This is a genomic window from Streptomyces sp. NPDC002643 (assembly GCF_053592555.1).
The window spans coordinates 13,057-38,224 of sequence record NZ_JBSFVY010000049.1; the positions used below are offsets into that span (position 1 = coordinate 13,057).

At 69.7% G+C, this 25,168-nt stretch carries 22 protein-coding genes, 1 other RNA gene and 1 pseudogene; 17 read left to right on the top strand and 7 right to left on the bottom strand.

What is annotated here, in order from left to right:
* Positions 1 to 58 precede the first annotated feature (58 nt).
* Positions 59 to 1,666, top strand: coding sequence for an RNB domain-containing ribonuclease (locus ACWD4G_RS41650; protein WP_451303211.1), 1,608 nt, complete (start codon positions 59 to 61; stop codon positions 1,664 to 1,666).
* Here the strand turns inward: ACWD4G_RS41650 and ACWD4G_RS41655 are convergent.
* Complete coding sequence (locus ACWD4G_RS41655; RefSeq protein ID WP_451303213.1) at positions 1,608 to 2,270, bottom strand: hypothetical protein; 663 nt, start codon at positions 2,268 to 2,270, stop codon at positions 1,608 to 1,610. The genes ACWD4G_RS41650 and ACWD4G_RS41655 overlap by 59 nt on opposite strands.
* A gap of 32 nt (positions 2,271 to 2,302) precedes the next feature.
* Positions 2,303 to 3,091, bottom strand: coding sequence for a MerR family transcriptional regulator (locus ACWD4G_RS41660; protein ID WP_451303215.1), 789 nt, complete (start codon positions 3,089 to 3,091; stop codon positions 2,303 to 2,305).
* Between the two features lie 205 nt (positions 3,092 to 3,296).
* On the opposite strand from ACWD4G_RS41660, the gene ACWD4G_RS41665 reads away from it, so the two are divergent.
* The 3 genes and pseudogenes from ACWD4G_RS41665 to ACWD4G_RS41675 form a co-directional block, all read left to right on the top strand.
* Entirely contained in the window at positions 3,297 to 3,875 is a 579-nt protein-coding gene (locus tag ACWD4G_RS41665; RefSeq protein ID WP_451303217.1) for a Uma2 family endonuclease, read from the top strand.
* A gap of 73 nt (positions 3,876 to 3,948) precedes the next feature.
* Positions 3,949 to 4,764, top strand: a complete 816-nt coding sequence (locus ACWD4G_RS41670; protein ID WP_451303219.1) for a helix-turn-helix domain-containing protein — start codon at positions 3,949 to 3,951, stop codon at positions 4,762 to 4,764.
* A 228-nt stretch (positions 4,765 to 4,992) separates the two neighbouring features.
* Positions 4,993 to 5,712: pseudogene (locus tag ACWD4G_RS41675) on the top strand (DMT family transporter); the annotation flags it as partial.
* Here ACWD4G_RS41675 and ACWD4G_RS41680 read toward each other — a convergent pair.
* Positions 5,658 to 5,822 carry a hypothetical protein gene (locus tag ACWD4G_RS41680; RefSeq protein ID WP_451303221.1) on the bottom strand — a complete coding sequence of 55 codons (165 nt, stop codon included), beginning with the start codon at positions 5,820 to 5,822 and terminating at the stop codon, positions 5,658 to 5,660. The pseudogene ACWD4G_RS41675 and the gene ACWD4G_RS41680 sit on opposite strands and share 55 nt — an antisense overlap.
* Positions 5,823 to 5,926: 104 nt before the next feature.
* Here ACWD4G_RS41680 and rnpB point away from each other — a divergent pair.
* The 4 genes from rnpB (at position 5,927) to ACWD4G_RS41700 (ending at position 9,630) form a co-directional block, all read left to right on the top strand.
* Positions 5,927 to 6,344: RNase P RNA component class A (rnpB, locus tag ACWD4G_RS41685), an RNA gene on the top strand.
* Between the two features lie 1,053 nt (positions 6,345 to 7,397).
* On the top strand, positions 7,398 to 8,123 hold the full coding sequence (locus tag ACWD4G_RS41690; protein WP_451303223.1) for an ISL3 family transposase: 726 nt from the start codon (positions 7,398 to 7,400) through the stop codon (positions 8,121 to 8,123).
* Entirely contained in the window at positions 8,066 to 9,055 is a 990-nt protein-coding gene (locus ACWD4G_RS41695; RefSeq protein WP_451303225.1) for a transposase, read from the top strand. Before ACWD4G_RS41690 ends, ACWD4G_RS41695 begins: the two co-directional genes overlap by 58 nt.
* Positions 9,056 to 9,162: 107 nt before the next feature.
* On the top strand, positions 9,163 to 9,630 hold the full coding sequence (locus ACWD4G_RS41700) for a hypothetical protein (protein WP_451303227.1): 468 nt from the start codon (positions 9,163 to 9,165) through the stop codon (positions 9,628 to 9,630).
* 234 nt (positions 9,631 to 9,864) lie between these two features.
* On the opposite strand, the gene ACWD4G_RS41705 is transcribed toward ACWD4G_RS41700, so the two are convergent.
* Positions 9,865 to 10,119, bottom strand: coding sequence for an HNH endonuclease (locus ACWD4G_RS41705; RefSeq protein ID WP_451303229.1), 255 nt, complete (start codon positions 10,117 to 10,119; stop codon positions 9,865 to 9,867).
* On the opposite strand from ACWD4G_RS41705, the gene ACWD4G_RS41710 reads away from it, so the two are divergent.
* The 3 genes from ACWD4G_RS41710 (at position 10,064) to ACWD4G_RS41720 (ending at position 14,138) form a co-directional block, all read left to right on the top strand.
* Positions 10,064 to 10,408, top strand: a complete 345-nt coding sequence (locus ACWD4G_RS41710) for a transposase (protein WP_451303231.1) — start codon at positions 10,064 to 10,066, stop codon at positions 10,406 to 10,408. The genes ACWD4G_RS41705 and ACWD4G_RS41710 overlap by 56 nt on opposite strands.
* A 772-nt stretch (positions 10,409 to 11,180) precedes the next feature.
* On the top strand, positions 11,181 to 12,062 hold the full coding sequence (locus ACWD4G_RS41715) for a helix-turn-helix domain-containing protein (RefSeq protein ID WP_451303233.1): 882 nt from the start codon (positions 11,181 to 11,183) through the stop codon (positions 12,060 to 12,062).
* 132 nt (positions 12,063 to 12,194) lie between these two features.
* Positions 12,195 to 14,138 carry a maleylacetate reductase and hydroxyquinol 1,2-dioxygenase domain-containing protein gene (locus ACWD4G_RS41720; protein WP_451303235.1) on the top strand — a complete coding sequence of 648 codons (1,944 nt, stop codon included), beginning with the start codon at positions 12,195 to 12,197 and terminating at the stop codon, positions 14,136 to 14,138.
* A 187-nt stretch (positions 14,139 to 14,325) separates the two neighbouring features.
* Here ACWD4G_RS41720 and ACWD4G_RS41725 read toward each other — a convergent pair whose 3' ends face one another.
* Complete coding sequence (locus ACWD4G_RS41725) at positions 14,326 to 15,186, bottom strand: AAA family ATPase (protein WP_451303237.1); 861 nt, start codon at positions 15,184 to 15,186, stop codon at positions 14,326 to 14,328.
* A gap of 148 nt (positions 15,187 to 15,334) precedes the next feature.
* The gene (locus ACWD4G_RS41730) at positions 15,335 to 16,735 is read right to left on the bottom strand and encodes a VWA domain-containing protein (RefSeq protein WP_451303239.1); all 1,401 of its coding nucleotides are present in this window, start codon (positions 16,733 to 16,735) and stop codon (positions 15,335 to 15,337) included.
* A gap of 30 nt (positions 16,736 to 16,765) precedes the next feature.
* Between ACWD4G_RS41730 and ACWD4G_RS41735 the strand changes: the two genes are divergently transcribed.
* The 6 genes from ACWD4G_RS41735 (at position 16,766) to ACWD4G_RS41760 (ending at position 23,197) form a co-directional block, all read left to right on the top strand.
* Positions 16,766 to 17,521, top strand: coding sequence for a hypothetical protein (locus tag ACWD4G_RS41735; protein WP_451303241.1), 756 nt, complete (start codon positions 16,766 to 16,768; stop codon positions 17,519 to 17,521).
* Between the two features lie 650 nt (positions 17,522 to 18,171).
* Positions 18,172 to 18,693 (top strand): hypothetical protein, encoded by a 522-nt coding sequence (locus tag ACWD4G_RS41740; protein ID WP_451303243.1) that lies wholly within the window; start codon positions 18,172 to 18,174, stop codon positions 18,691 to 18,693.
* A gap of 37 nt (positions 18,694 to 18,730) precedes the next feature.
* Positions 18,731 to 19,717, top strand: a complete 987-nt coding sequence (locus tag ACWD4G_RS41745) for a hypothetical protein (protein WP_451303245.1) — start codon at positions 18,731 to 18,733, stop codon at positions 19,715 to 19,717.
* A gap of 75 nt (positions 19,718 to 19,792) precedes the next feature.
* Complete coding sequence (locus ACWD4G_RS41750) at positions 19,793 to 21,259, top strand: aldehyde dehydrogenase family protein (RefSeq protein WP_451303247.1); 1,467 nt, start codon at positions 19,793 to 19,795, stop codon at positions 21,257 to 21,259.
* A gap of 604 nt (positions 21,260 to 21,863) precedes the next feature.
* Positions 21,864 to 22,280 carry an SsgA family sporulation/cell division regulator gene (locus ACWD4G_RS41755; protein WP_451303249.1) on the top strand — a complete coding sequence of 139 codons (417 nt, stop codon included), beginning with the start codon at positions 21,864 to 21,866 and terminating at the stop codon, positions 22,278 to 22,280.
* A 200-nt stretch (positions 22,281 to 22,480) separates the two neighbouring features.
* On the top strand, positions 22,481 to 23,197 hold the full coding sequence (locus ACWD4G_RS41760; protein ID WP_451303251.1) for a class I SAM-dependent methyltransferase: 717 nt from the start codon (positions 22,481 to 22,483) through the stop codon (positions 23,195 to 23,197).
* A gap of 768 nt (positions 23,198 to 23,965) precedes the next feature.
* Here ACWD4G_RS41760 and ACWD4G_RS41765 read toward each other — a convergent pair.
* Positions 23,966 to 25,165: a serine hydrolase domain-containing protein gene (locus tag ACWD4G_RS41765; RefSeq protein ID WP_451303253.1), complete on the bottom strand. Its 1,200-nt coding sequence runs from the start codon at positions 25,163 to 25,165 to the stop codon at positions 23,966 to 23,968.
* Between the last annotated feature and the right edge of the window lie 3 nt (positions 25,166 to 25,168).

Sequence of the window (25,168 nt, forward strand, 5' to 3'; positions counted from 1 at the left end):
CTTCCCGGTCGGGCCGGACCGGGGTGCCGTCCGGGGCGGCCCGGCCTACGCTCGACGCATGCCCCGTCGCCATCTGCGTGTCACGGGCGCCGCCGAGGCCCCGTTGCGGACGGCGTTGCGCGCGTTGCGCGGTGAACTCCGGGTGCCCGACGCCTTCCCGCTCCAGGTCCTGGTCGACGCCGAGCACGCCGCGCACGCACCGCGCCTCCCCTCGTACGACGCCACGGACATCCCCTTCTTCACCATCGACCCTCCCACGGCGACCGACCTCGACCAGGCCATGCACCTGTCGAGGCGACCGGGCAAGTCGGCGCGACCGGCCAACGGGTCGGCCGGCGGTTCGTCCAGTGGCCCGGTCGGCGGTCCGGGGCGCGGCGGCTACCGGGTCCGGTACGCCATCGCCGACGTCGCCGCCTTCGTCACCCCCGGCACCGCACTCGACGCCGAGGCCCACCACCGGGTCATGACCCTGTACTTCCCCGACGCCAAGGTCCCCCTCCACCCCGCCTGTCTCTCCGAGGGCGCCGCCAGTCTGCTCCCGGACCACACCCGCCCGGCGGTGCTGTGGACCCTAGACCTCGACGCGGACGGCCGTACCGTGTCCGTCGACGTCCGCCGCGCCCTGGTCCGCAGCCGCGCCAAACTCGACTACGCGGCCGTACAGAAGGACATCGACACCGGAACCGCCGAGGAACCCCTTGCCCTGCTCAAGGAGATCGGACAGCTCAGGGAGCGCCTGGAGACCGAACGCGGCGGCATCTCCCTCAACGTCCCCGAACAGGAGATCGTCGAACGGGCCGCCCCGTCCGGAAGCGACCCCATGTACGAAACACCTACGTACGAAACCCCCCTGCACGAAACACCCACGTACGAGACATACGGACTCGCCTACCACGCCCCCCTCCCCGCCGAGGCGTGGAACGCCCAGATCTCCCTGCTCACCGGCATGGCGGCGGCCGAACTGATGCTGGCCCACGGCACGGGTGTGCTGCGTACCCTCCCCGCCGCACCCGACGGCGCGGTCGGCCGCCTGCGCCGTACCGCCGAGGCCCTGCGCATCGACTGGCCGCACCACGTCTCGTACGCCCAGCTGATCCGCTCCCTCGACCCGCACGACCCCCACCACGCGGCCTTCCTCCAGGAGTGCACGACCCTCCTGCGCGGCGCGCGCTACACGGTCTTCCGCGACGGCCGCCTCCCCGCCATCACCACCCACTCCGCCGTGGCCGCCCCCTACGCCCACTGCACGGCCCCGCTCCGCCGCCTCGTCGACCGCTACTCCTCGGAACTCTGCCTCGCGGCCGTGGCCGGCACCCCGCCCCCCGACTGGGTCCTCGCCGCCCTGGACACGCTCCCGGAGGAGATGGCCGAGGGCAGCCGGCGGGCGGGCCGGGTGGAGCGCGAGTGCGTGGACATCGTCGAGGCGGCGCTGCTCAGGGATCGAGTGGGGGAGACGTTCGACGGGTGGGTGGTGGAGGTGGAGGAAGACGAACCGGCCGTCGGCACCGTCCAGTTGGAGACCCCGGCGGTCATCGGCGAAGTCGTCGCGTCCGGTGCCGAGTCCGGTGGTGGTCGGCTGCCGCTCGGGGAACGGCTGCGCGTACGCCTTACGCGGGCCGAGCCGGGAGTGGCGAAGGTTCGGTTCGTTCCGGTTCCGTCGGCGTGAACTCGCGTATGAGGGATACGAGTCGGTCGGGCTCGTCGGCGTTGAGACGGATCGTGCGGACGGTCCTCGGGCGGCCGAAGAAGGTCACGTACTCGACGGACTCGGCCAGTTCGAGGGTGACGTTGGTCTGGGAGGCGATGTCGAGGTCGAGTTCGCCGTCCCGCTTCTTGTGTGTCGTCCGCAGTTCGCGGTGGACGGAGGCGATGGCGGTGAGCGGGACGTGTACGTCCAGGGCGACGTAGCGGCGCAGACGCAGGGTCGTCCCGGTGAGGACGTGGGGCCGGGTCACGGAGGCGGCGTGCAGCCCGATGATGATCACGGCGGTGTAGATGTCGACGACGAGGAAGGCGTGGTGCACGGTCGGGAGACCGCGCAGCAGGAAGGACATCATCACCGTCTCGATGACGCAGACGAACGCGAAGCCGAACAGCATGGCCCCCTGCCCCCGCGCGTACCCGAACGCCCGCCCCGCCGCCCCGACACCGTGCGGACGACGGCAGATCCAGCGGCAGAGACCGGCGAGAAGCAGCAGCTCATGACGCAGCAGGGCGCGACCGATCCGCCCGGCACCCCTGACCTGTTCCTTCGGCCATGTCGGCCTCATCGATCTCATCGATCTCATCGACCTCATCGACCTCATCGGCGGTCCTCCCTCAGTATCCGTAGCGTGCGGCGGATGGCCTCCGCCTGGGCGGGCGCGAAGTCGGCGTAGAAGGCGCGCAGAAAGCCGGTGCCGCCGTTGCCGCCGGCGGTGTCGCTGTCGTCGTCGACGACGGTGTCGGGCGGGACCAGGTCCGGTGGGATGAGGTCGGCCAGCAGCCGGGCGGCCTCGTTCACTCGGGGGTCGTCGGGGTCGGCGTCGGCGAGGGCGTCGAGGAGCGCGTACGCCTCGTGCGCGCGCTCCACGGCGCCCGGGGCGGCCGTCATGCTCTCCAGCCCGGCCAGGAGCCGTTCCCGTGCCTCCGGTGTGGCGGTGGTCTCCAGGAGCGCGAACACCTCACGGTCCTTGGCGGCCATGGGGGAGTGGGGCACGGGCCCGAACTTCCCGAAGAGCGCGGCGAGTTCGGGCGACACGGGCCCCTCGGCGGGCAACCGCCCCGCCCGCGCGTCCTCCATCAGGACGCGCAACCGCGCCCGCCGCTCCCGCACGGCGGTCTCCTGCCGGGCGAGATCCTCGTCCAACTCCTCCAGCACCTCGGCGAGTTCGCGCCCGGCGTCGTCCGCGAGCACATCCCGTACCTCGGCGAGCCCGAGCCCCAGCTCGGTCAGCCGCCGAATCCGCGCGAGCACGACCGCGTGCCGCAACGTGTAGTCCCGATACCCGTTCGCCCGCCGCTCCGGCTCCGGCAACAGCCCCAGCTGGTGATAGTGCCGCACCGCCCGGGTGGTCACCCCGACGGCCGCGGCCAGCTCTCCGATCCGCATGGGACCAGTAGAAACGTTGACGCTGCGGAAGGGTCAAGCGACACCGGACGTGGTCGGGGACGACGCCTGACGGCGGCCGCGAGCGTGTGCCACGATCGGCGGCCGCGAGGGTGTGCCACGATCGAGGGAACGGTTCCCGATCTCACGGCCAGGTGATCAGCCGATGTCCCAGCATGGCGAGCGACCGAAGAAGGAGGGGCGTGACATGACTGCCATGGCCCATGAGCCCGTCACGCAGGAAGAAGTCCTGCTGGAGGGGTTTCTCGCCCTGGACACCCCGGAGGGCTTCCGGGCGGAACTGATCGAGGGGGAGATCGTCGTGACGCCGCCGCCGGACGGAGAGCACGAGCACTACATCAGCCGGACGGCGCGGCAGGTGATCAGGCGGTCCCAGGTCGACATGGATTTTTCCGGAAACAAGGGGCTGAAGCTCAAGAGCGGGGAAGCCTGCCCGAAGAACCACGTGATCCCGGACATCACTTTCGCTCCCCTGGAGCTGGGGCTCTTCCGAACCGCCGATTCCTGGATGCCCTGCGAGGGCGTCGCCATGGTCCTTGAGGCCACGTCGACCAAGCCCAAGGTCGATCGAGAGGCGAAACGCCGCTGCTACGCCCGCGGCGGCATCCCCCTCTACCTGCTCGTCGACCGCGACGCCTCCTCCGTCACGCTGTTCAGCGACCCGAAGGGCGACGACTACCGCGGGGTGTGCAGGCAGCCCTTCGGCAAGCCGATCACACTCCCCGAGCCCTTCGACTTCGACCTGGAGACCTTGGACTTCACCTGAGACCGCCGGGCGTACCCTGGCCCGGGGCGGAGGACACACGGACCGGCGCGGGGGCCGGGGAGGGGAGGCGGAGGTGAGCGGACGCGGCGAGACGAGCTGGATACGGGCCACCCTCGGCAGTCCCGGCCGTCCCCTCGATCTCCTCACCGCCCGCTTCGACCGCCATCGCTACGCTCCGCACACGCACGAGGAGTTCAGCGTGGGCATCTGCGTGATGGGCGCCTCGTGCATCGACTACCGGGGCGGCGCCCTCAAGGCACGCGAGGGCTCGATCGTCGTCCTGGCCCCCGGCGAACCCCACACCGGCGAGTCGGCCTACGGCTCCTACGCCTACCGCGCCCTCTACCCGGCCCCCGCCCTCCTCACCGACGGCATCCTCGGCGGCGTACCGCACTTCCGCGAGCCCCTCCTCCACGACCCCGAACTGGCCGCCGCCCTGAGCACCGCCCACCTGGAGCTGAGCACCTGCCCCGACCCCCTGGAGGCCGAGTCCCGCCTCCCCTGGCTGCTCACGGCCCTGGCCCGCCGCCACTCCACGTCCCGCCCGGCCCCCGACACCGTCCCCGGCGCACACACCATCGCCCACGCCGTACGGGACCGCCTCGCCGACGAACTCCGCACCCCACCCTCCCTCGCCGACCTCGCCACCGACCTGGGCCTCTCCCGCTACCAACTCCTCCGCGCCTTCCGTACGACCATGGGCATGCCCCCGTACGCCTGGCTGGCCCAGTACCGGGTGAACAGGGCGCGCGGGCTGCTGGAGACCGGAGTCCGCCCGGCGGAGGCCGCCGACCAGGTGGGCTTCGCGGACCAGGCCCATATGACGAGGTGGTTCGGACGGGTGCTGGGGGTGACACCGGCGGCGTACCGGGCGGGGGTGGGGGCGTAGGCGGTACGTGCGTTCAGGGCGGGGGCCAGGGCGTAGGCGGTACGTGCAGGGCGAGAGTGCGGGCGTAGCCGATACGTGCAGGTCGGGCGGGCAGGTCGGGCGTCAGTGACTCGGCGCGCAACCACGTTCAAGACGCCCCACGCGCGGCGGCCCGAAACTCTCCCCATGAACGCACGTGGCTGGTTCCTCTTCTCCCTGATGGGAGTCCTCTGGGGCATCCCCTATCTGATGATCAAAGTGGCCGTGGAGGGTGTCTCACCGTCCATGGTCGTCTTCGTACGCTGTGCCCTGGGCGCGGCCCTGCTGCTCCCCTTCGCGATCCGCCAGGGAAACCTGATCCGCGTGGTGAGGAACCACTGGCGCCCGATGCTCGCCTTCGCCGTCATCGAGGTCATCGGCCCCTGGTGGACCCTGACCGACGCCGAACGCCATCTCTCCAGTTCCACGGCCGGCCTGCTGATCGCGGGCGTACCGATCGTGGGCGTCTGCCTGGCCCGCTTCTTCGGCGACGCGGAACACCTGGGGGTACGGCGGCTGACGGGCCTGGTACTGGGCCTGGCCGGGGTCGCGGTCCTCACGATCCCCCACCTCACGGGAGGCAGTGCCCTCGCCCTCGCGGAGGTGGCGATCACGGTGATCGGCTACGCCACGGCCCCCCTGATCATGGCCCGCCACCTCAAGCAGGTCCCCACGCTGCAACTGATAGCCCCGGTCCTGCTCCTGTCGGCGCTGGTATACGCCCCGGCGGCGGCCCTGACCCGGCCGACGGCCATGCCCTCGACGCCGGTCCTGGCCTCGCTGGCCGGCCTGGGAGTGATCTGCACCGCGCTGGCCTTCGTCGCCTTCCTCGAACTGATCCGAGAGGTGGGCCCGACCCGGGCGACGGTCTTCACCTACGTCAACCCGGCGGTGGCGGTGGCGGCCGGAGCGATCTTCTTGGACGAACCACTCACGGCACCGATCCTTGCGGCTTTCGCCCTGATTCTGGCGGGGTCGTTCCTGGCGACGACGGCGACGACGGAGGCGGGGCCGGAGACGGTGTCGGGGCCGGGGGCCAAGACGGTGCGGGGTGTGGGAGCCGAGACGGCGGAGGGGCCGGGGGCCGAGGCTGCGGCCGAGCGGAGGACTCCCGGCCGCCCGGTAACATGGTCGCCACGGCAGACGAGCCGGGCGGACGGCCGCGTGGAGTCCCCCTAGGGGGCTTCCCGAGGAACGTCCGGGCTCCACAGGGCAGGGTGATGGCTAACGGCCACCCGGGGTGACCCGCGGGACAGTGCCACAGAAAACAGACCGCCCGGCGCTCAGGCGCCGGGTAAGGGTGAAACGGCGGTGTAAGAGACCACCAGTGCCCAGGGTGACCTGGGCAGCTAGGTAAACCCCACCCGGAGCAAGGTCAAAAGGGAGCGTCCTTCCCAGGCTTGGAAAGGACGCGACTGCGCGGACGTTCGAGGGCTGCCCGCCCAAGTCCGCGGGTAGACCGCACGAGGCCGACGGCAACGTCGGCCCTAGATGGATGGCCGTCGCCGGGCGGTTCGCGAGAACCCCCGGAACAGAACCCGGCGTATAGCTCGGCTCGTCTGCCGCTCCGCATTTTCGCAGGCCAGAGGCAATGTTTACTGACCGAACAAACTCTCGGGGTCGAATCCGGGTCGAATCCGGGCTGTAGGTGTCGTCGTTTCTGTCTGCTGTCCATGCGACATATTCGGGCATTCTGGGTGTCAAATGTGGTCCAGTGTCGCTCTACAGGAGACATCTCGGATTCTGATGCACTCGGAAGTACATGTACGAGGTGTCTCCTTGTCGGCCTGCTCTGGTTGAACCTGAGCACCGATGGCGCGTCCTCTAGCGAGCCGTGCCCGGGCCGGGACAGGTGACATTGCTTACGGCATTTCGAGGCAGCTGCCAATGGCGCCCTCTCGGGTGTCGCGGGACGCGCCGGACTGAACCTCCCCGTGCGGCGGTGAAAGCGCCCTTCGGTTGTCCGGATGTCTCAGGCTGAGGGCCAGTAGCTGAGTCGGTCCGCATAGCGGGTGATGTCGGCTCCTGCGGACGCTGCTTGCGGGTTGGTTCGTGCTGGAAGTCGAGTCCCCATGAGTCGTCGTCGAATTCGGCACGGCCGAAGGGTGTGGGCGTTGGCGATGTGGCCAGGAAGCGAGCCGAGGGTGGCCGGTGACAGGATCCAGCGTTTACCGCCGGCCACACCGCCGTTCTCCTCCCGGTCCACTGCCGACCGGGCAGACCGGGTTGTATCGGGTGTGTGTGCGGTCCGAAGCCCGTCTTCAAGGGACATCGGTGCCTCGGGCTCATTCGGTTGTATGTGGTCGGCGCGTCTTCCCGCCGGGCACGTGGGTCGATCCGAGCCGGTGCACAGAGGATGGGTCTGAGATGCGGTTGATGGCCGTGCGTCCGCCGGAAGGTCGTCGCCGCTCAGCCATTCCCGCTGACGCAGTTTGAGTAGGTCGCGGTGATCGGGTCGATGATCCGGTAGCGGACCACGCGCCCGTCTGGCTAGGGCGGCTTCTTTTGGGCTCTGGCACAGATCTTGTGGAGTCGTCGCAGAGCGTCACTACGGTGTTCGAATGTGGAGAGTTGCTTCTCCGTGAGGCCGCGTGCGCTGTGCACCCGATCAACGGATGCTGACGCTCCGTCAAGTCGGTGCAGAACTCCGCTTTCCGCAGCGGCAGCCAGTGACGGTGCAGGTCATGCAGACCGACGCACTGTTCTGGAAGACGCTCGTGTTCGACGGAATCGACGAGATGGACGTCGAGAAGGTGACCGCCGCCTTCGGAACGATCGACATCGTGGCCAAAGGCCGCACGACAGGCGCGACCTGCCCTGACTGCGGCTGCCCCTCAGATCGGGTGCACGGCTCCTACCAGCGCAGACTGCGGGATCTTCCGCTCGGTGAGCGGAGCGTCGTGATCCTGTTGAAGGTCCGGCGGTTCGTCTGTGACACAAGGACATGTCCGCGCCGCACGTTCGTCGAATCGTTCGCATGGCTGACGTGCCCGTACTCGCGTTTCACCACCCGGCTCGGCCGTCTCCTGGGGTACATCGGGCTCGCACTGGCGGGACGGGCTGGCGCCCGGATGGCGGCCCAACTGGGCCTTGATGCTGGTCGGATGACGCTTCTGCGCCGGGTGATGGCCTTGCCGGATCCGCAGTTCAACACGCCGCAGGCGGTCGGGGTCGACGATTTCGCCACCCGCCGCGGCCACGCTTACGCCACCGTGATCACGGATGGTGAACGCCACCGCCCCATCGATGTGTTGCCGGGCCGCGAGGCCGCGCCGCTGGCGGCTTGGCTGAGGGCGCATCCAGGAGTAGAAGTGATCTGCAGGGATCGTGCGGGCGCGTAGAGGGTGCCGCGCTCGGCGCCCCGGACGCGCTGCAGGTCGCGGACCGGTTCCATATTCTCCAGAACCTCAACCAGGCCGTTGAGAAGTGCGTCGCGGCGCATCGCGACTGCCTTCGCATCGCCGCCCCACCACCGGCTCCTGCGACCACCAGCACACGGACCGCCGAGATCGAGCTGCCCGCCGGCCGCAGGGCCGAGCGGATGCGGGCCCATCATGCCCTGGTCCACGGCCTGTTGAGGGAGGGAATGGGGCTGCGGGCCATCGCCCGCCACCTCGGCTGGGGACGGCACACTGTCCAGCGATACGCACGGGCCGCCCGCTGGCAGGACATGGTCACCGGACGCCGAACCCGTTCCAGCCACCTCGACGTGCACCAGTCCTACCTGCAACGGCGCATCGACGACACCGACGGCGTGATCACTATCAAGGACCTGCGCGAGGAACTCGCCACGCGAGGCCACCGAGTGCCCTACAGCAGCCTGCGAGACTGGGCCCGCAGCCGCTTGGAGTGGCCCGATGCACCCACGCCGACCGCTGCGGCGCCGTCCGTGCGCACCGTCGTCGGCTGGATCACCCGCCACCCCGACACCCTCACCGAAGACGAAACCACCCAGCTCAAGGCCGTCCTCGACGCCTGCCCCGAGCTGGATCAAACCCACCAACTCGTACGCGCCTTCACCCAGATGCTCGCCCGGCGCACCGGCGCCGACCTGCCGGACTGGATCAGCACCGCCCGCGCTACACGGCTGCCGGGGATGACCGGCTTCGCCCACGGACTCACCACCGACCTCGAAGCCGTGATCGCCGGACTCACGGTGCACTGGAGCTCCGGCGGCACAGAAGGTGCCGTGAACCGCATCAAGAAGATCAAGAGGCAGCTCTACGGCCGTGCCGGATTCGAACTCCTCCGCAAGATGATCCTGCTCCAATAGCGTCTCACCACAGGCTCTGCAGCCAACCCTGGGCACGTCAGCGGCGGTGACGGGCTGAGAAGATCGCCGCGAGACTTCAGATTCCCTCGAGACCAAGAAGGACAGGAATGCCGAGGAGACTGCCCATAGAGCAGGCCCAGGAGCGACTTCGATATGAAGTGAGCCCTGGACAACGGCCTTTCGCCGAACTGGACTTGGACGAGGTGTGGCTGAGGTTCGTGCGCTTCGGCTCACAACGATTCGACACCGCGAACACACCCGACGCAGATGGCCTGCTCTGTCAGTACGGGACCCACGCCTTCGACGGGCCGCCTGCCTTCACTCTGGACTTTGCCCGGCAGTTCGAGGTCAACGATGCCTCAGGCGAGCATGATCATTACATCCAGCTCCACTGCGAACTTCGGTACGAACCCGTCCCTCAACTTCGGGCGCTGGGGCACTTCGATTCCTGGTTCTTCCACGACACGGACGAGGAACTCGACCGCTGGGTTGATGGCCTCGGGCTTCACGAGTTCTGGACGATCGTCCGCAATTTCCATCCCACGGAAATCAGGGTCTACCAGGAACAGGTGTGAGCACGCCCGCAAATCGACCTGCCGGGTGACGCTCTGCGACGACTCCGCTGAGTAGGCCCGGAGCGCGGTGCCGGGATTGCTCCCGGTCCGTTTCTCCGGACCTCTCGCCGAACCCGCCGTGCGGTTGGGTAGGCCGCCAGCGAGGTGCCTGTGACCAGGCCCTTTTCCAACGGCCCCCCACCGAACCGGACGTGCGGCTTGTAACCGCATCCGGCTCTCCAGTGCCTTTTCTTCTCATGAGTTCTGCCGCGAGCGACTTTCGCCGAAGTGAATGTCCTCGTGACAGACACGGCAGACGACCAGGGTCTTCCGATGGCGCGCGGCCATCATTTGGGCCCAGGCGGGCTTGGGAGCTCGTCCCCGGACGCTCAGATCCTTCAGGTGCCGAACGTGGTGCACTTCGACACTATTGCGGGATCCGCATATCTCGCAGGTGTCGGCGAGCAGGCGCCTGACCACTTCGTTGCGCGCACAACTCCGCGTCCGCACTGAGCAACAGACCGCCGAGTGGAAGGCCCGCTATGCGGTCCGCTCCGGAGTAGAGAGCACGGTCAACGAGTTCGCCCACGGACACGGCATGCGACGCTGCCGCTACCGCGGACAGGGAAAGGCCCACATCCAGCACGTCCTGACGGCCATCGCCGTCAACATCGAGCGCCTCAGCGGACTGCCACCGACCGAGGAAACCCCCACGCCCCGCCGACCGACTGCCTTCCAGGACTACCTCGACCAGCGTGAGATTCCCCGGGTGAAGTCCTGGCGAACCCTGGGCATCTGACCTCGACAACTCCAAGATCCCCGACAGAGTCAAGCTGAGAGGCCGTTGTCTTTCCGGGTATGAGCATTGAGTTTCCGCTGTTCAGGCATGGTTTCGTGTCGCTGCGAGCGGGAGGTGGCTGCCCGGGTGCGGGCGGAGGAGCTTCGCGCGGAGATGGAGCGGATCACGGCTGAACTCGCTGATGCGGAGGCAGTGTTGGAGCGGCGGATGATCGCCCGGACGGAGCTCGCCGAGCCCCGGCTGCTGGGGGCGAACAGGCGCAGGCACCCGCTGCCGGTGTGCAGGAGGTGTCGGCCGGGAGCGAGAAGGCCCCGGCTTCGGCTGTGGGGTCCGTCGTGCCGCGCTGGCACGAGGCGGCGGCGGTGGACGCGCTCGCGGTGAACTAACGGCGGATCGTCGAGCTGGTGGAATCCGGTGCGGGTGAGGGCGAGGGCGAGGGGATCGCGGCGAAGCAGCTTGCCGCTGGGCTTCAGCCGGAGCCGGTGCCCGCGAAGATCGAGGGGGTGCGGTTCGGGGCGAGGCGGCTGGCTGAGCGGGGCTGGCTGACGGCATCGCGTCGGGCCGGTTCACGTGGCGACAGCCCACCGGCCCTGCTCGGCCCGGCGCCCACAAGCGCCCGAGCGTCGGCTGGCGCCGGGGGTGAGCGTGCACGGGATCCTCTGAGGTTTCGCTTTCAACTAATCTGGCGATGAGCGTTCCGTATCCCAGTCTGTCAGCCTATGCTCGGTGGTAGAGCCGGTCCGCTGACGTACTCGGCAGGGAGCTGGAGCCGATGCAAGAACTGAGCGTCCAGGACACTCTTGGAATCCTCCGGCAACCGTGGGTGCGCCCGGTACATACGAGTGCTGGTCTCGGCTGGAGCGGATTGTATTTGTCCACCCAGGCTGAGCGGCCGTACCGGAATGCCTTCGACGGGGCGCGGAGTCACCTGTTGATCCTGCACCTGGACGGCCCGGTCACGGTGCGCCGCGGACGGCGGGGACTGACCGACACCCGTCGGATACCGCCGGGCGGGTTGTTCCTGCATCCGGCAGGGACAGCGCTGGAGGTGGAGCTCCGTGAGCAGCTCCGGACAGTTCATGTCTACCTGGCGGAAGAGACCCTGCAGCAGGCTGTCGACGAGTCGGACCGGACGGTTCGGTTGACGGAAGAATTCGGCGTCACGGATCCCCTGCTCGAGCAGGCGGTCCTGGCCTTGGACGGTGTGGCGCGGAATCGGGAGCCGGTCAGCCGCACGTACGTCGACCAGCTCGGACTCACCATCGCCGTCCAGCTGGCCTGGCGGCACAGCGACCGGCGCCGCGCTCCGGTCGCCCCCGCCAGGCCTGCGGGCCTCACCGACCGGCAGTTCATGGTGACGCGGGAGCTGATGGACGCCCGGCTGTCCGATCCTCTGCCGCTCGAGGACTTGGCTGCTGCGGCGGGGTTGAGCATCAGCCAGTTCGCCCGTGCGTTCAAAGCCCGTACCGGGCAGCCCCCTCACCGCTACCTGATGCGGCTGCGGGTGGAGCAGGCCGCACGGTTGCTGCGCACGGACGTCCTGCCCATCGCCGAGGTGGCCGCTCGCTGTGGGTTCTCTCACCAGGAACACCTCACGCGGGTGCTCCGTGCGCAGCTGGGCAGTACCCCCGCCGAGCTGCGTCGTCGCGGATAGCGTCGTCGCGGGTTTTGTGCAGCGGTGGCGGCAGGATGGTGCAGGAGATCGGGCGGCGGCGCAGCCCATACTTCCTCAGCAGCGATCCCGGACACGCCGGGTATCGCCATGCCGCGCAGTACGGAGAGCCGCATGAGGGAATTCCTCTACTCCAGTCCCGCCACACGGGTTGTGTTCGGCGCAGGGACCCTGGATCGCCTGCGTCAGGAAGTGGAGCACTTGGGCCGTGCCCGGGTACTGGTCCTGGCCACTCCTGGGCAGGCGGACCTGGCCGAGCGGGCGCGAGAGGTGCTGGGCCCCTTGGCTGTCGGCACGTTCACCGGTGCCGCGATGCACACCCCGGTCGACGTCACCGAACGAGCCCGCAAGACCGCCGCCGACCTGGACGCGGACTGTCTGGTCGCGGTCGGCGGAGGCTCGACCACAGGCTTGTCCAAAGCCGTGGCCGTGCGCACCGGACTGCCGCAGGTCATCGTCCCCACCACTTACGCCGGCTCCGAGGTCACCCCGGTCCTCGGCGAAACCGAGAACGGCGTCAAGACCACCCGGTCCTCGCCGGAGATCCTTCCGGAGACGGTCGTCTACGACGTCGAGCTCACCCTCGGGATGCCGGTCTCTCTGTCGGTGACCAGCGGCATCAACGCCATGGCGCACGCAGTGGAGGCGCTGTACTCGCCACAGGCGAACCCCGTCATCGACGAGCTGGCACTCCGGGCGATCTCCCTGCTGGGCGGCGCCCTGCCGCAGATCGTCGCCGACCCCGCCGACCGTGACGCCCGCGCCGAGGCACTGGAGGCCGCCTGGCTGGCGGGTACCTGCCTCGGCGCAGTCGGCATGGGACTGCACCACAAACTGTGTCACACCCTCGGCGGCTCCTTCGACCTGCCGCACGCGCCCACGCACACGGTCGTACTGCCGCATGCCATGGCATACAACGCACCCGGCGCCCCGGAGGCCATGCGCCGGATCGCGGGCGCGCTCGCCGGTCCGGGAGCCGGGGTCCTTCCCGACGCGGCGACCGCCGTCTACGACCTGATCGCCGAGCTCGGCGGCCCGCTGTCCCTGCGTGAGCTGGGCCTGAGCGAGGATGATCTTCCCCGCGCCGTAGAACTCGCCACCGCCAAGCCCTATCCCAACCCCCGTCCGGTGACCTCCGAGGGAATCACCATCCTGCTCAACGACGCCTGGTCCGGCGGCCGCCCGCCGGCGGCCGACCCGCTCACCGCCACCCTGCACACGCTGCTGGGCCAGGTCACGGCGAGCTTCGACCATGCTCCCAACCCCAGGGCACGGCAGTTGCTCACCGACCTGGTAAGCCGCCTGCACGGCTTCGCCGCAGACAATGAGCTGACCCAAGCCGAGTGGCGCCACGCGATCGACTTCCTCACCCGCGCCGGGGAGATCTGCAGCCCCACCAGGCAGGAGTTCATCCTGCTCTCCGACACCCTCGGAGTCTCCAGCGCGGTGGACGCCCTCACCAACTCCCGCACCGCGCAGACCACACCCTCCGCGGTCCTCGGCCCGTTCTACGTCGAGGGCCCGCCGCCACGTGAGCAGGGTGCCGACATCGCCGACGGCCTCCCCGGAACAGCCCTGTACGCGGACATGCAGGTCACCGACGCCGAGGGCACACCACTGGCCGACGCGGTCGTCGACGTCTGGCAGACCAACGAGGACGGCTTCTACGACGTCCAACTGCCCGACCAGGACGGCCCGGTGCTGCGCGCCCGCTTCCACACCGACGACGACGGCCGGCTCACGTTCTGGTCGATCGTGCCTGTGGCCTACCCCATCCCCGACGACGGCCCGGTGGGGCAGATGCTCAGGAACACGGGCCGCCACCCCTACCGCGCCCCGCACATCCACTTCATGATCAGCGCTCCCGGTTGTAAGACGCTGATCACCCAGCTCTTCGTCGCGGGCGGTGACTACATCGGCGGGGACACGGTCTTCGGCGTCAAGGACGCTCTGATCATCGACTTCGAAGAGCACAAGGGCCCCACCCCCGACGGCCGCGTCCTCGACGGCCCGTGGTGTCGGCTGGACTACACATTCCGCCTCGCCTCCGACCAGTAGGCCGAACGCAACGCCCGGCAGCGGCAGGGATCTCCCCGCCGCTGCCGGGCGTTACGCATGCCAGGACAACGGAAACGGGCCTGCGGGCAGCACAAGGCCGCCCAGCAGACCGGGCTTCGGCCGTCGGCGGCCGCCCGGCCCGGTGACCCGCGGCCGGCTGCCACGGGTCACCGACCCAGGCCGCCGCTCAGCCCAGGGACAACGCCTCGACGGCCCGCTCCTGATCGCTCAGGTTCTTGAGCACGACGCCGAGTGTCCTGCGGGCCGTCTCACCATCCAGCTCGTCATGGCCGAGAGCCATCAGGGTCTGGGTCCAGTCGATGGTCTCCGCGATCGACGGCGCCTTGCGCAGCTCAAGGCCACGCAGGGCCGCCACCGTGCGGACCACCTGTTCCACCAGCCGCTCCGCGGCCTGCGGTACGCGGGCGAGCACGATCTCCCTCTCCTGCTGCGGCGTCGGGTAACCCAGGTGCAAATACAGGCACCGGCGCTTGAGCGCCTCGGAGAGCTCACGGCTGCCGTTGGAGGTCAGCACCACGAACGGACGCCGCACCGCAGTGATCGTCCCCAGCTCCGGGATGCTCACCTGGAAATCGGATAGCACTTCAAGCAGCAGTCCCTCCATCTCGACGTCCGCCTTGTCCACCTCGTCGACGAGGAGCACGGTGGGCTGAGATCGGCGGATGGCCGTCAGCAACGGCCGGTCGAGCAGGAACTCCTCCCCGAATACGTCGTCGTGGACCTGCTCCCATGCGGAGCCGTCACGCGAAGCCTGGATGCGCAGCAGCTGCTTCTTGTAGTTCCACTCGTACAGTGCCCGCGCCTCGTCCAGGCCTTCGTAGCACTGCAACCGCACCAGGTCGGCGCCGGTGACCAGTGCCACTGCCTTGGCCAGCTCCGTCTTGCCCACCCCCGCCGGCCCCTCGACCAGCATCGGCTTTCCCAGCCGATCGGCGAGGAAGGCGGTGGTCGCTATCGACTCGTCGGCGAGATAGCCCGTCGACGCGAGCCTTTCGCGTACGTCGGCAATGGTCGAGAACGCTGTCATGAATGATGTCCTGTTCGTGCGAGGTGCGTTGGCTTGGCCACGGCTCTTACCGGTCCGGGCGGCCGGGTGGGCAGGGAAGGCGAGGAAGCGGGGTGGAGAAGGAATGCGTGGGCCGGCGAGTTCGGCCGGATCGAGCCTGGCATCACGGTCAGACGGCGATGTGAGTGACTGCGTCGCCGAGCTGGCGCAGCGTCGACACCTCGAAGACCCTGGTGGTGTGCGCGGCGTACTGCGACAGCCTGGAGTCGCCGGTGTCCCATTCGGGACGGGGTTCCGGATTGAACCAGTAGAGACGCCGGCTGAGCCGGTGCAGCTCCTTGGTCTGCGCGAGCGCGGGCGCGCGGTCGTGGGTGCGCGCGTCGCCGATCACCAGCACGGTGGTCTTTCCCGTGACGACGTCCGGCCAGCGCCGCAGATGTTCCTCGAAGGCGCGGCCGTAGTCGCTGCGGCCGTCGGCGGCGACCAGGCCGCGCCGCCCCAGCAGGTGAGGGGCGTCGACCACGCCGGGTGCGGTCTGGAGCAAGTCGGTGACCTCGACGATGCCGTCGATGAACACCCACGACCGCACCCGACCGAACTCCCCATGCAGCGCGTGCAGCAGTGACAGCGTGAAGGGCGCGAAGCGGGCGACGGATCCGGAGACGTCGCACAGCACCACCAGATCGGGCTTGGACGGATGCCGCCGCCGCATCCGCGGCGTCAGCGGGACACCGCCGGAGCCCATGCTGTCGCGAATGGTGCGCCGCACGTCGAGATGCCCGCGGCCGCGCTGCCGCCGCCGTCCCAGCCTGCTGGCGATACGCCGGGCGAGCGGCCGTACGGCAGCGCGCAGCGCGGCCAGCTCGTCCGGCGACGCGTCCATGACGGGCACGTCCTGCAGCCCGTGCGTGTGAGGCTGGGGCACGGCCTCGTGATCTCCCGAGTCCTGCAGGCGCTCACGGAGGAGCTGTTTCAGCATGCGCAGCACTTCCTCGAGCTGTGCGTGGGCTTCCGCGTTGTCGAGGTGCCGCTCCAGCTCGGTCCGGTCCGCGGAGTTGCGCATGAGCTGCTGGAGCACCCGGCCGAGGTCCAGACGGCGCAGCACGCGCTGCAGATGGTGCCGCTCGCTGCCGGCCGCCTGATCGCCGATGCCCGCCCACTGTTCCACCGCGTCCTCGAGCGCGACGGAGACCGAGTCGTCGTCCCCGTGGCGCAGGGCCTCGGCGAGCTGGCCCCGCAGATCCTCTGCACCGGGCTGATGGCTGCCGCCGGCCCGGTCCGGCCCCGCTTCCCGCCGCCCGGCGCGCGACGCGGGGAAGAACGTCTCGAAGAGCCGGTCGAAGACCCGGTCATGCGTGTCGGTCTTGAGCAGGGCGGCCCGCAGCGCCGCCCGCACCAGGTTGCGCCGTGAGGAATCCACTGCCGCCAGGGCGGCGACGGCGTCGATCGTTTCTCCCGTCGATACGGAAACACCCGCAGCGCGCAGGCCACCACAGAAAGCAACAACAATTCCTGCCGCCGTGGACGGTGGCAAAGGGATGGTGTTAGATTTCCGATCGTTAAGATCCATGTCATGGATAGTAATTGATGGGAGTTATAAATGACAGTGCCGGACACCCTCCTGGACCTGGGGCTGACCTTGCGGTCACAGCAGGGCACCGAGCGTCTGCTGCACACCGCACGGCTCGCGGCCCGCCTCGGCTTCCGGTACCTCTGGCTGCCCGTCCCGGAAGGCGCCGCCCTGCCGGACACGGCCGCCCTGGCGCTGAGCGCACGGCCGGGCCGGGTGGGACTCGTCCTCAGCGGCGACCCCGAGTCCGTGATACGGCGCCTTACGGCACTGCGCGACAGCCGCGACCTGCTGCTGGAGATCCACGCCCCGGCAGCGCTCCGGGACCGCCTGGTCGCCGCCCTCGGCGGGCCGGACCAGTGGCGCCGACGGGCCTTCGTGCCCTGGTACGACGAGGAGGCCGCAGGCCACGTGGTCCCCGCCGAACAGGCCGCGGACCGGGAAACGGCGCTGAAGGCGCTGGCCGACGCGTCCGGGCGCCGCGGCGTCCGGGAGCGCTCCCCGGTGCTCTCCGTCGCCCTCACGGTCTCCATCGGCCGCACCATGAGCGAGGCCGAGGCGCGCGCGCAACGCGACGACGCGCTCTCCGGCCCCCGTCATCCGCGGATCGCCGGTCTTTTCGGCACCCTCGAGCACGCCCAGGAGCAGGCACTCGGGCTCGCCCGCGCGGGCGCCGACACCCTGCGGGCAACGCTCGCCGACGAGCAGGACGCCGCCGACCTGCTCGCCCAGCTGCGTGCGGTAGCGGTCGGGCCGACGCCGCTGCTGCACGCCCGCTCGCGCTGAGTGCCGTACCGGAAATGCCGTGGCAACCGGCCGCGGCACCGCCGGAGCCCCTCGCGCGGCTTCCCGCACCCCCGCCTGGCGCCGCCGGACCGTATTGGACTCCTCCCGGCCCTTCGCCACGGGCGCGGGCACGGCCGAAGGCACCCCGGCCCGTCGGCGGTGCGGGTGTCCCGGTGCCCGCGCACGGCGCGCCGGCCCGGCCCCGCGGACGGCCGCGTGACAGTCGCGTGACAAGCCTGTGACGGCCCGCTTTCCGCACTTGCGGTTTTCATGCAGACGCGGGGGCGGGATTGTGCAGGACCCCTCGTGTGGCGCTGCGCATACTCGTGTCGCAGCGGCGCCCCCCCGCCAAGTCGGCGCCCAGAGCCGCGCACCCTGGAGGGCCTCATGCGGGAACCCCCTTGCTCCGCCTTGCCGGAAGGTGCCACCTCCGGTGAGGCCGCTTGACCCACATCCCAGACCGGTTCCGGGCAACGCCTGAGCCGGCCGAAACGGCGCAGCCGACCTGGCGCAACTCCCGGGCCACCTGAGTTCCGGAGCGCGGCTAATCACGCGGGGATGATTTTGCAATCGCAAATCTAGGCGTTCGCTTTGACGCGATAAATTGTTAGGCGTGAACTCGCCTGCTGAAGTGAAGTGAGGTACCGGGCGTGTCAGCTCTCAAAGGTATGGAAAAGTCGTCGTACGTCACGCGATTCGGCTCCCTGGAGAATTACGAGAAGGGTGGCGTCGAGATCGTCAACGACGATCCGCGCCACTACGCCTTCTCGAACGTGTTCGAGGTGGCGAGCAACGCGAAGCCGTACGAGAAGATCGCCGTCGGCAAGAACATGGAGTACGTCCTGGAGGCGATCCGCGCCGAGGGCACCAGCGAGTGGCGCACGGCTTCGCACGACGAGTTCGCCCTGGTGATGGACGGCACGGTGGAGATCACCCTGGTCAAGCTGGACCAGAGCCCGCTGCCGGCCGACGCCGAGGGCTCGGTTGCGCTGGCCGAGGAGCCGGCCGGCCGCCGCATGGGACGCGTCGTGGCCCGCCGAGGCCACATGACACTGCTGCCGGCCGGTGCGGCGTACCGCTTCTCGGCCGAGCGCGCGAGCGTGATCCTGCAGCAGACCATCGCCGGTCCGGACACCCAGTACCGCTGGGCCGAGATCGCCCAGTCGCTCTGAGCCAGCAGCCTTTCCACACACCGGGAGAGATCCGACCATGACCACGACCGCCGAACCCACCGTCATCGCGTCCCAGCCCAACGAGGTGGGCTACCGCGACTACACCCTCGGCCAGTTCCACTTCCGCAGGGACGAGTACTTCGCCTACATCACCTGGCCCACCGGCAGCCACATGATGAGCGTGGACTCCTTCCTGCGCGCGATGCAGCGTGACATCGCGTGGGACTTCTTCTACGGCACCGTCAACTTCGACGGGGTCTTCGGCACCGTCAACCACTACGGCAAGGTCGACGTCTTCGCGGGCCGCTACAACGACGCCTACCGCAAGGCCGAGCTGGACTTCAGCGAGACCGTCGAGACCCCGCTGATCCGGGAGACGTTCACGTCCATCCTGGACGACTGGACCAACGAGACGTTCGACCCGTTCGCCTCTCCCCACGAGACCGGGTCGGCGTTCGGGATCAAGAACGGCGACAACACCAAGGCGGTCCGCCGGGAGCGGGTCACCGCGGAGCGCATGGTGGGCCTGCCCGGTGACGCGCCGCTGCGCACGGACGCCAACGGCTACCCGGTGAACCGGATGCTCGCCGACGTGGACCAGGAAGAGCCGCTGGTGGAGGCCGAGGAAGGCTTCGAGGGTGAGGTGTCCTCCTTCAACCTGTTCGCCTACCTCTCCCGGTCGGACGTGACGTGGAACCCGTCGGTGGCCAGCGCGTGCAAGAACTCGCTGTTCTGCCCGACCACCGAGGAGTACATCCTGCCGATCATCCACGGCAACGACCGGGTCGAGTGGTTCATCCAGCTCTCCGACGAGATCACCTGGGAGGTCGAGGACCGCGACAGCGGTGCGGTGCGGGCCCGCGTGGTCATGAAGGCCGGCGATGTCTCCGCGATGCCGGCCGACATCCGCCACCAGGGCTACTCGCCCAAGCGGTCGATGCTGCTGGTCTGGGAGAACGCCAACCCCGACCTGCCGGACCTGATCGCGAGCGGCAAGACGCCGACGTACCCGATCGACTTCTGACCCCCGTTCCCGGGGCGTGCCATGCGGTGTCGGTGCCGCGTGGCACGCCCCGATCCACCGTGGAGAGAGAACACTGTGCAGACCAAGCTCTTCATCGGCGGCGAGTTCGTCGACGGTATCGACGGCGCCACCATCGATGTGTACGACCCGCATGACGGCGGCCTGCTCGCCCAGGTGGCCGAGGCGCGCGCCGCCGACGTGGACCGGGCGGTGGACGCCGCCGCCAAGGCGTTCGACGGCTGGCGGCATCTGTCGGCCGAGCAGCGAGGCCGGCTGCTGCTCAGGCTCGCCGACGCCATCGAGGAACACGCCGATGAACTGGCGCTGCTGGAGACCCGCGACACCGGCCACCCGATCCGCGACACCCGCAACCTGGACGTCCCGCGCACGGCGGCCACGTTTCGCTACTTCGGCGGCATCGCGGACAAGGTGCAGGGCTCGGTGATCCCGGTCGAGCGCGGCTTCCTCAACTACGTCGGCCGCGAACCCGTCGGGGTGGTCGGGCAGATCGTGCCGTGGAACTTCCCGCTCATGTTCACCAGCTGGAAGCTCGGCCCGGCGCTCGCGGCGGGCAACACGGTGGTGCTCAAGCAGTCCGAGCTCACCCCGCTGTCGACCCTGCGGGTGGTCGAACTGATGGGCGAGGTCGGTTTCCCTCCCGGCGTGGTGAACATCGTCACCGGATACGGGGCGACCGCCGGCGCCCGCATCGTCGAACACCCCGGGATCGGCAAGATCTCCTTCACCGGGTCGACGGCCGTCGGCCAGAGCATCGCGAGGGACGCGGCCGACACGCTCAAGCGGGTGCAACTGGAACTGGGCGGCAAGGGCGCCAACATCGTGTACGGCGACGCCGACCTCGATGCCGCGGTGCAGGGCTCGGCCTTCGCCATCTTCCACAACCAGGGGCAGGCATGCATCGCCGGCAGCAGGCTGATCCTGCACGAGTCGATCGCCGATGAATTCCTGGACCGGTTCACCGCGCTGGCCCGCTCCGTGCGCCTGGGCGACCCCAAGGACCCCGCGACGCAGATGGGCCCGCTCACCTCGACCATGCACCGCGACCGTGTCCTCACGTACATGGACGTGGCACGCGCCGAGGGGGACGAGATCCTCACCGGCGGCAAGGCGCCCGAAGGCCCGGAGTTCGCCGACGGCTGCTACCTGGAGCCCACCGTGATCGCAGCCGATCCGGCGCACCGGGTGGCCCGGGAGGAGGTCTTCGGACCCGTCGTGGCGGTGCATCGGTTCGGGACCGACGAGGAGGCACTGCAACTGGCCAACGCGGTCGACTACGGCCTCGGCGGCGGGCTGTGGACCCGTGACCTCTCCCGCGCCCACAAGGTCGCCCGGGACCTGCGCTCTGGCATGGTGTGGGTCAACTCCTACAAGCGGGTGAGCCCCGGCTCGCCGTTCGGCGGTGTGGGCCGGTCTGGGTACGGCCGTGAGATGGGTTTCGAGGCCATGCACGAGTACACCGAGGCCAAATCGGTGTGGATCAACGTCGATGCCGAACTGCCGAGGCTGTACGGCCAGGGCTGAGCCCTGTTCGCCGCCCGGCAGGGTTTCGGCGACCGCTTCTGGGGTGCACGCGGACCGTGACACGGTACGCGTGCACCGCTGTTTCAACGGCCGATGACGACGAAGAGGCGCTGTCCGAACGGCCACCACCGCACGATCGGGCCCTGCCCGGGCACGGGGGCAGACGGGTCTTCCCGCGTTGCCCGCCGGCCGGCGTCCGGACGCGTCTTCGCCTGCGGCGCGGCCACTGACCGGGGAGGGCGGAAATTCCCTGGAGCCCATGGCCGAGGCATGGCATACACCACACCAAAGATGGTTCAGTATTAAATTAAATCGGCGTAGTGTCGTCACGCCGGATTCGCACAGGACGACCGCGGCGCAGCTGGATCAGCGCCGACCGGGCCGTGTCGCAGGAGAGCCGCTGTGGAATCCGGAGCCAGTCCGAGCTTGGCGGTATAGCCGGAACACGTGACCATCGGCAGTCGGAGAAGTCCGGCCCCGCTCCCGGCAACAGCCGGCGGCACAGCCGACACTGCGCGCGGGTGATGAACAGGCCTCGTGGACCGCTATGCCTGCCTTCAGCAGGGTCCTGGGCCAGTCGTGGCCCACAGAGAGAAGCAAGGCCATGGAGATCTTCGTCGAGCAGGAGTGCGCGATGCGCCTGGTGGTCTCACCGGACATCAGCGCCGGTGTGACCACTCGCCTGTGGTACAGCCCGCATGACCCCTACGCCGTCTACGTCGACATCGACACCGGCCCTGGCACCCGGGTCACCTGGGTATTCGCCCGCGACCTGCTGGCGCTGGGCACCGTCAAGTCGGCCGGGGACGGCGACGTGAGAATCTGGCCGGCCCGTGAAGGACGGCGACGTGTCCTGTGCCTGGCCTTGTCCTCCCCCAGTGGACGGGCACTGCTACGTGCTCCCCTGACCACCGTGGAGCGGTGGCTGGAGCGGATCCACCAGATGGTTCCGGAAGGCCAGGAAGGGCGGCTGCTCAATCTGGACGATGAGCTGTGCGGACTGCTGGGGGAGGCGGCCTGACCCGCAGGGGCGTGAGCCCGGTCCTGTGACGTGCCGGTAGGACAGTCCTCTTGCCCCGGTGCCCGGTGCCCGGTGCCCGGTGCCCGGTGCCCGGTGCCGACGGTCATGCACGGCTCCCCATGGGGAAGACGGTTCTTCGGGAGAACCGTGAATCCGCCGTGCATATCCGGAGGCCTCGGCCATGCCCCTACGATCATCCGATGCACCAGGCCGACCCGAAGCCGTACTGGAGCACTGACGTCGCCCGGCATCCGGGCATCCTCCGCGCCGTTCCCGCAGGCTGCGGCGACGCGTTGGACGTCGGCTGCGGGGACGGTCTGCTGGCGCGGAAGCTCGCCGAGCGGGGCAAGCGCGTCACAGGGATCGACGAACCGCCCGAGATGATCGCCTGCGCACGCGAACTTGCTGTCGGCTACCAGCAACTCACCTTCATCGAAGGCGACTTCCTCACGGCTGGCCTCCCGGCCGACGGCTACGACTTCATCTGTTCGGTGACCACGATCCACCACATGGACTTCGAGGCCGCCCTGACCCCGATGCGCGAGTTGCTGCGGCCCGGCGGCACGCTGGTGGTCGTCGGTCTGGCCCGCGAGGCGAGCCCGGCGGAGTGGGCGGCGATGATCGCGTCTGCCCCGGTCGTGAGGATCACGAAGGTGCTGCGTCGCGCGCGCGGACCGGAGGGCATGCCCGTCGCTGTCCCGCAGATGAGCTATGGACAGGTGCGGCCTGCGGCGCAACGGCTGCTACCCGGTATGCGCTATCGCCGGCATGTGCTCCGCCGGTACTCGCTGACCTGGGGAAAGCCCGCCCGCTGTGCCGGCCTTCGGCGCTTGGCGCCCATCCGCGCACCGCCTCCCGGCAGCGTCAGCCGGCCCGGCTGGTCGCTCTCGTGGCCGGTCTGTCGGCGCCCGGCGTGACGTAGGTGTTCCCCGACGCGCCGGTGCGGCTGTCGGTTCTCTCCTGCGAGGGGAAGGCCCAACTGCTGCCCATGGTCCTGCTGGCGCTGCCGCTGGCAGCGGCGGTCAGCGGCCTTGTCGTGGGGAATCGCCCTGGACCTCGTGCCGGTCTTCACCGGCCACGGCCCCACCGCAACATCAACGCCGGCCTGGTGGCACCGGCCGTCAATCCGCCGGCCGCCGCCGTCACCGCGCTGCGCCCCGCCGACACGCCCGCCCGCCGTGCCCGGCACCTCGGGCACGGGCATCGGCTGTCCCGGCTCGCCGGTCCACAGCAGATGGCCTCTGTCGGGGGCGGGGCTTCCCATGGGCCGCGGGGAGACACTGCCCACGGTGGATCCGGCACCCCGCCCGAGGACGGCGAGGACTGCCCCCGGAACACCGGCGAACGCTGCGTGCCGTGCCCGCGGCAGGAAGCCGACGGAAGGCCCCGCCGGAGACGGGATTTCGTCCGGTTGAGCCGGTCCGGCGGGATCTTCGGGTTCCGGGACGGTCCGGACGCCGGCCGGAGCTGTCCGGGTCAACTCTCGAAGGCCGCTGGCGCAAGCCGGAGCTCAAGCGCGTCATGAGCGGTCTGCCGATGTCTTCGAGGCCGACGCCCCGCTGGATCATGGACAAGGGGGAGCCAGGTCGGCCTCGGAGGCCGCAAGCCGTCGCGGAGCCGCGCACGTGGCGACGGGGGAGGGGCTGCCTCCGGCACGCCGGCCGGGCCATACCCGATCCTGCATGTCATGCCCCTGCCGGAAAGCGGGGACGGGCTGCAGCCTCGCGCACGGCGTGGACGAGTGCCTGGGCGCGGGGGTCGCTGGTGACGGTGGGCTGCATGCCGTTGGTGACGTAGGCGAACGCGAGGCCCAGGTCGGGGTCGGCGAACGCGAGTGACCCACCGCGCCCGGGATGCCCGAAGGCGGCGGGCGACGTCATGGGCGAGGCGGGGCCGTGGAGCATGTACCCCAGGCCGAAGCGCGTTCTGGCGAGCAGTACCCTGTCCGGCCCGGCGGTCTGCTCGGTGCGCGCTTCGGCCAGCATGTGCCGGGTCAGGATCCGCCCCTCGCTCAGCGCGGCGTAGAACCCGGCGAGTCCCCGTGCGGTGGCGACGCCGTTGGAGGCGGGCAGCTCCGCGGCGCGCCACGTGGGTTCGTTCTCGTCCGGGGAGGGCGAGACGGTGCCGAAAGCGCGGCGGGTCAAAGACGCAGGGTCGGCGTAGGCCGCGGCGATGCTCGCGCGAGGGCGCGTGCGCGGCGATCCGGTTTCCGCCTGAGGGGGCTGGGCGGCGGCGATCCGGCCAACCCTGTGCTGGCGGTCCGCGGGCAGGCCGATCCACAGGTCGAGGCCGAGCAGGTCGGTGAGGTCTTCGGCCAGTACGGTGCCGAGTGAGCGGCCGTCCACCCTGCGGACCAGTTCGCCGAGCAGCCAGCTGAAGGTCTGGGCGTGGTAGCCGTGCGCGGTGCCGGGCTCCCAGAGCGGCTGCTGCGCAGCGATGGCCGCCGGGCCGGTGATCTGGTCCGCGGCCTGCGCGACGGTGAGCGGGGCATCGAGTGCGGCCAGCCCGGCCTGGTGGGAGAGCAGTTGGCGCACGGTGATGCGGTCCTTGCCCGCGGCCGCGAACTCCGGCCAGTAGTCGCATACGGGAGCGTCCGGGTCGACGCAGCCGCGGTCGGCGAGCAGCAGCAGGACGGTGACGGCTATGCCCTTGGTGGCGGAGCGCAGAATCTGCGCGGTGTCGCGGGTCCACGGCCTGCCGCGACCATCGGGAGTGTCGGCGTCGGCGGTTCCACCCCACAGGTCGGCCACCAGCCGGCCGTCCTGGTAGACGGCGAGGGCCGCGCCGCGCTCGCCGCGCTGCGCGAAGTTGGCCGCGAAGGCGTCGGCGACCGCGGCGAACCCGTCGGCGGTCGTGCCCTGGATGTCAGGTTCACCGGTCTGCATGAT

Bases quoted from the DNA above. Each gene is read 5' to 3' on its own strand.
- ACWD4G_RS41650 (WP_451303211.1), top strand. From the start codon at position 59: ATGCCCCGTCGCCATCTGCGTGTCACGGGCGCCGCCGAGGCCCCGTTG.
- ACWD4G_RS41655 (WP_451303213.1), bottom strand. From the start codon at position 2,270: ATGAGGCCGACATGGCCGAAGGAACAGGTCAGGGGTGCCGGGCGGATC.
- ACWD4G_RS41660 (WP_451303215.1), bottom strand. From the start codon at position 3,091: ATGCGGATCGGAGAGCTGGCCGCGGCCGTCGGGGTGACCACCCGGGCG.
- ACWD4G_RS41665 (WP_451303217.1), top strand. From the start codon at position 3,297: ATGACTGCCATGGCCCATGAGCCCGTCACGCAGGAAGAAGTCCTGCTG.
- ACWD4G_RS41690 (WP_451303223.1), top strand. From the start codon at position 7,398: ATGCTGACGCTCCGTCAAGTCGGTGCAGAACTCCGCTTTCCGCAGCGG.
- ACWD4G_RS41700 (WP_451303227.1), top strand. From the start codon at position 9,163: ATGCCGAGGAGACTGCCCATAGAGCAGGCCCAGGAGCGACTTCGATAT.
- ACWD4G_RS41715 (WP_451303233.1), top strand. From the start codon at position 11,181: ATGCAAGAACTGAGCGTCCAGGACACTCTTGGAATCCTCCGGCAACCG.
- ACWD4G_RS41720 (WP_451303235.1), top strand. From the start codon at position 12,195: ATGAGGGAATTCCTCTACTCCAGTCCCGCCACACGGGTTGTGTTCGGC.
- ACWD4G_RS41725 (WP_451303237.1), bottom strand. From the start codon at position 15,186: ATGACAGCGTTCTCGACCATTGCCGACGTACGCGAAAGGCTCGCGTCG.
- ACWD4G_RS41730 (WP_451303239.1), bottom strand. From the start codon at position 16,735: ATGGATCTTAACGATCGGAAATCTAACACCATCCCTTTGCCACCGTCC.
- ACWD4G_RS41735 (WP_451303241.1), top strand. From the start codon at position 16,766: ATGACAGTGCCGGACACCCTCCTGGACCTGGGGCTGACCTTGCGGTCA.
- ACWD4G_RS41745 (WP_451303245.1), top strand. From the start codon at position 18,731: ATGACCACGACCGCCGAACCCACCGTCATCGCGTCCCAGCCCAACGAG.
- ACWD4G_RS41755 (WP_451303249.1), top strand. From the start codon at position 21,864: ATGGAGATCTTCGTCGAGCAGGAGTGCGCGATGCGCCTGGTGGTCTCA.
- ACWD4G_RS41760 (WP_451303251.1), top strand. From the start codon at position 22,481: ATGCACCAGGCCGACCCGAAGCCGTACTGGAGCACTGACGTCGCCCGG.
- ACWD4G_RS41765 (WP_451303253.1), bottom strand. From the start codon at position 25,165: ATGCAGACCGGTGAACCTGACATCCAGGGCACGACCGCCGACGGGTTC.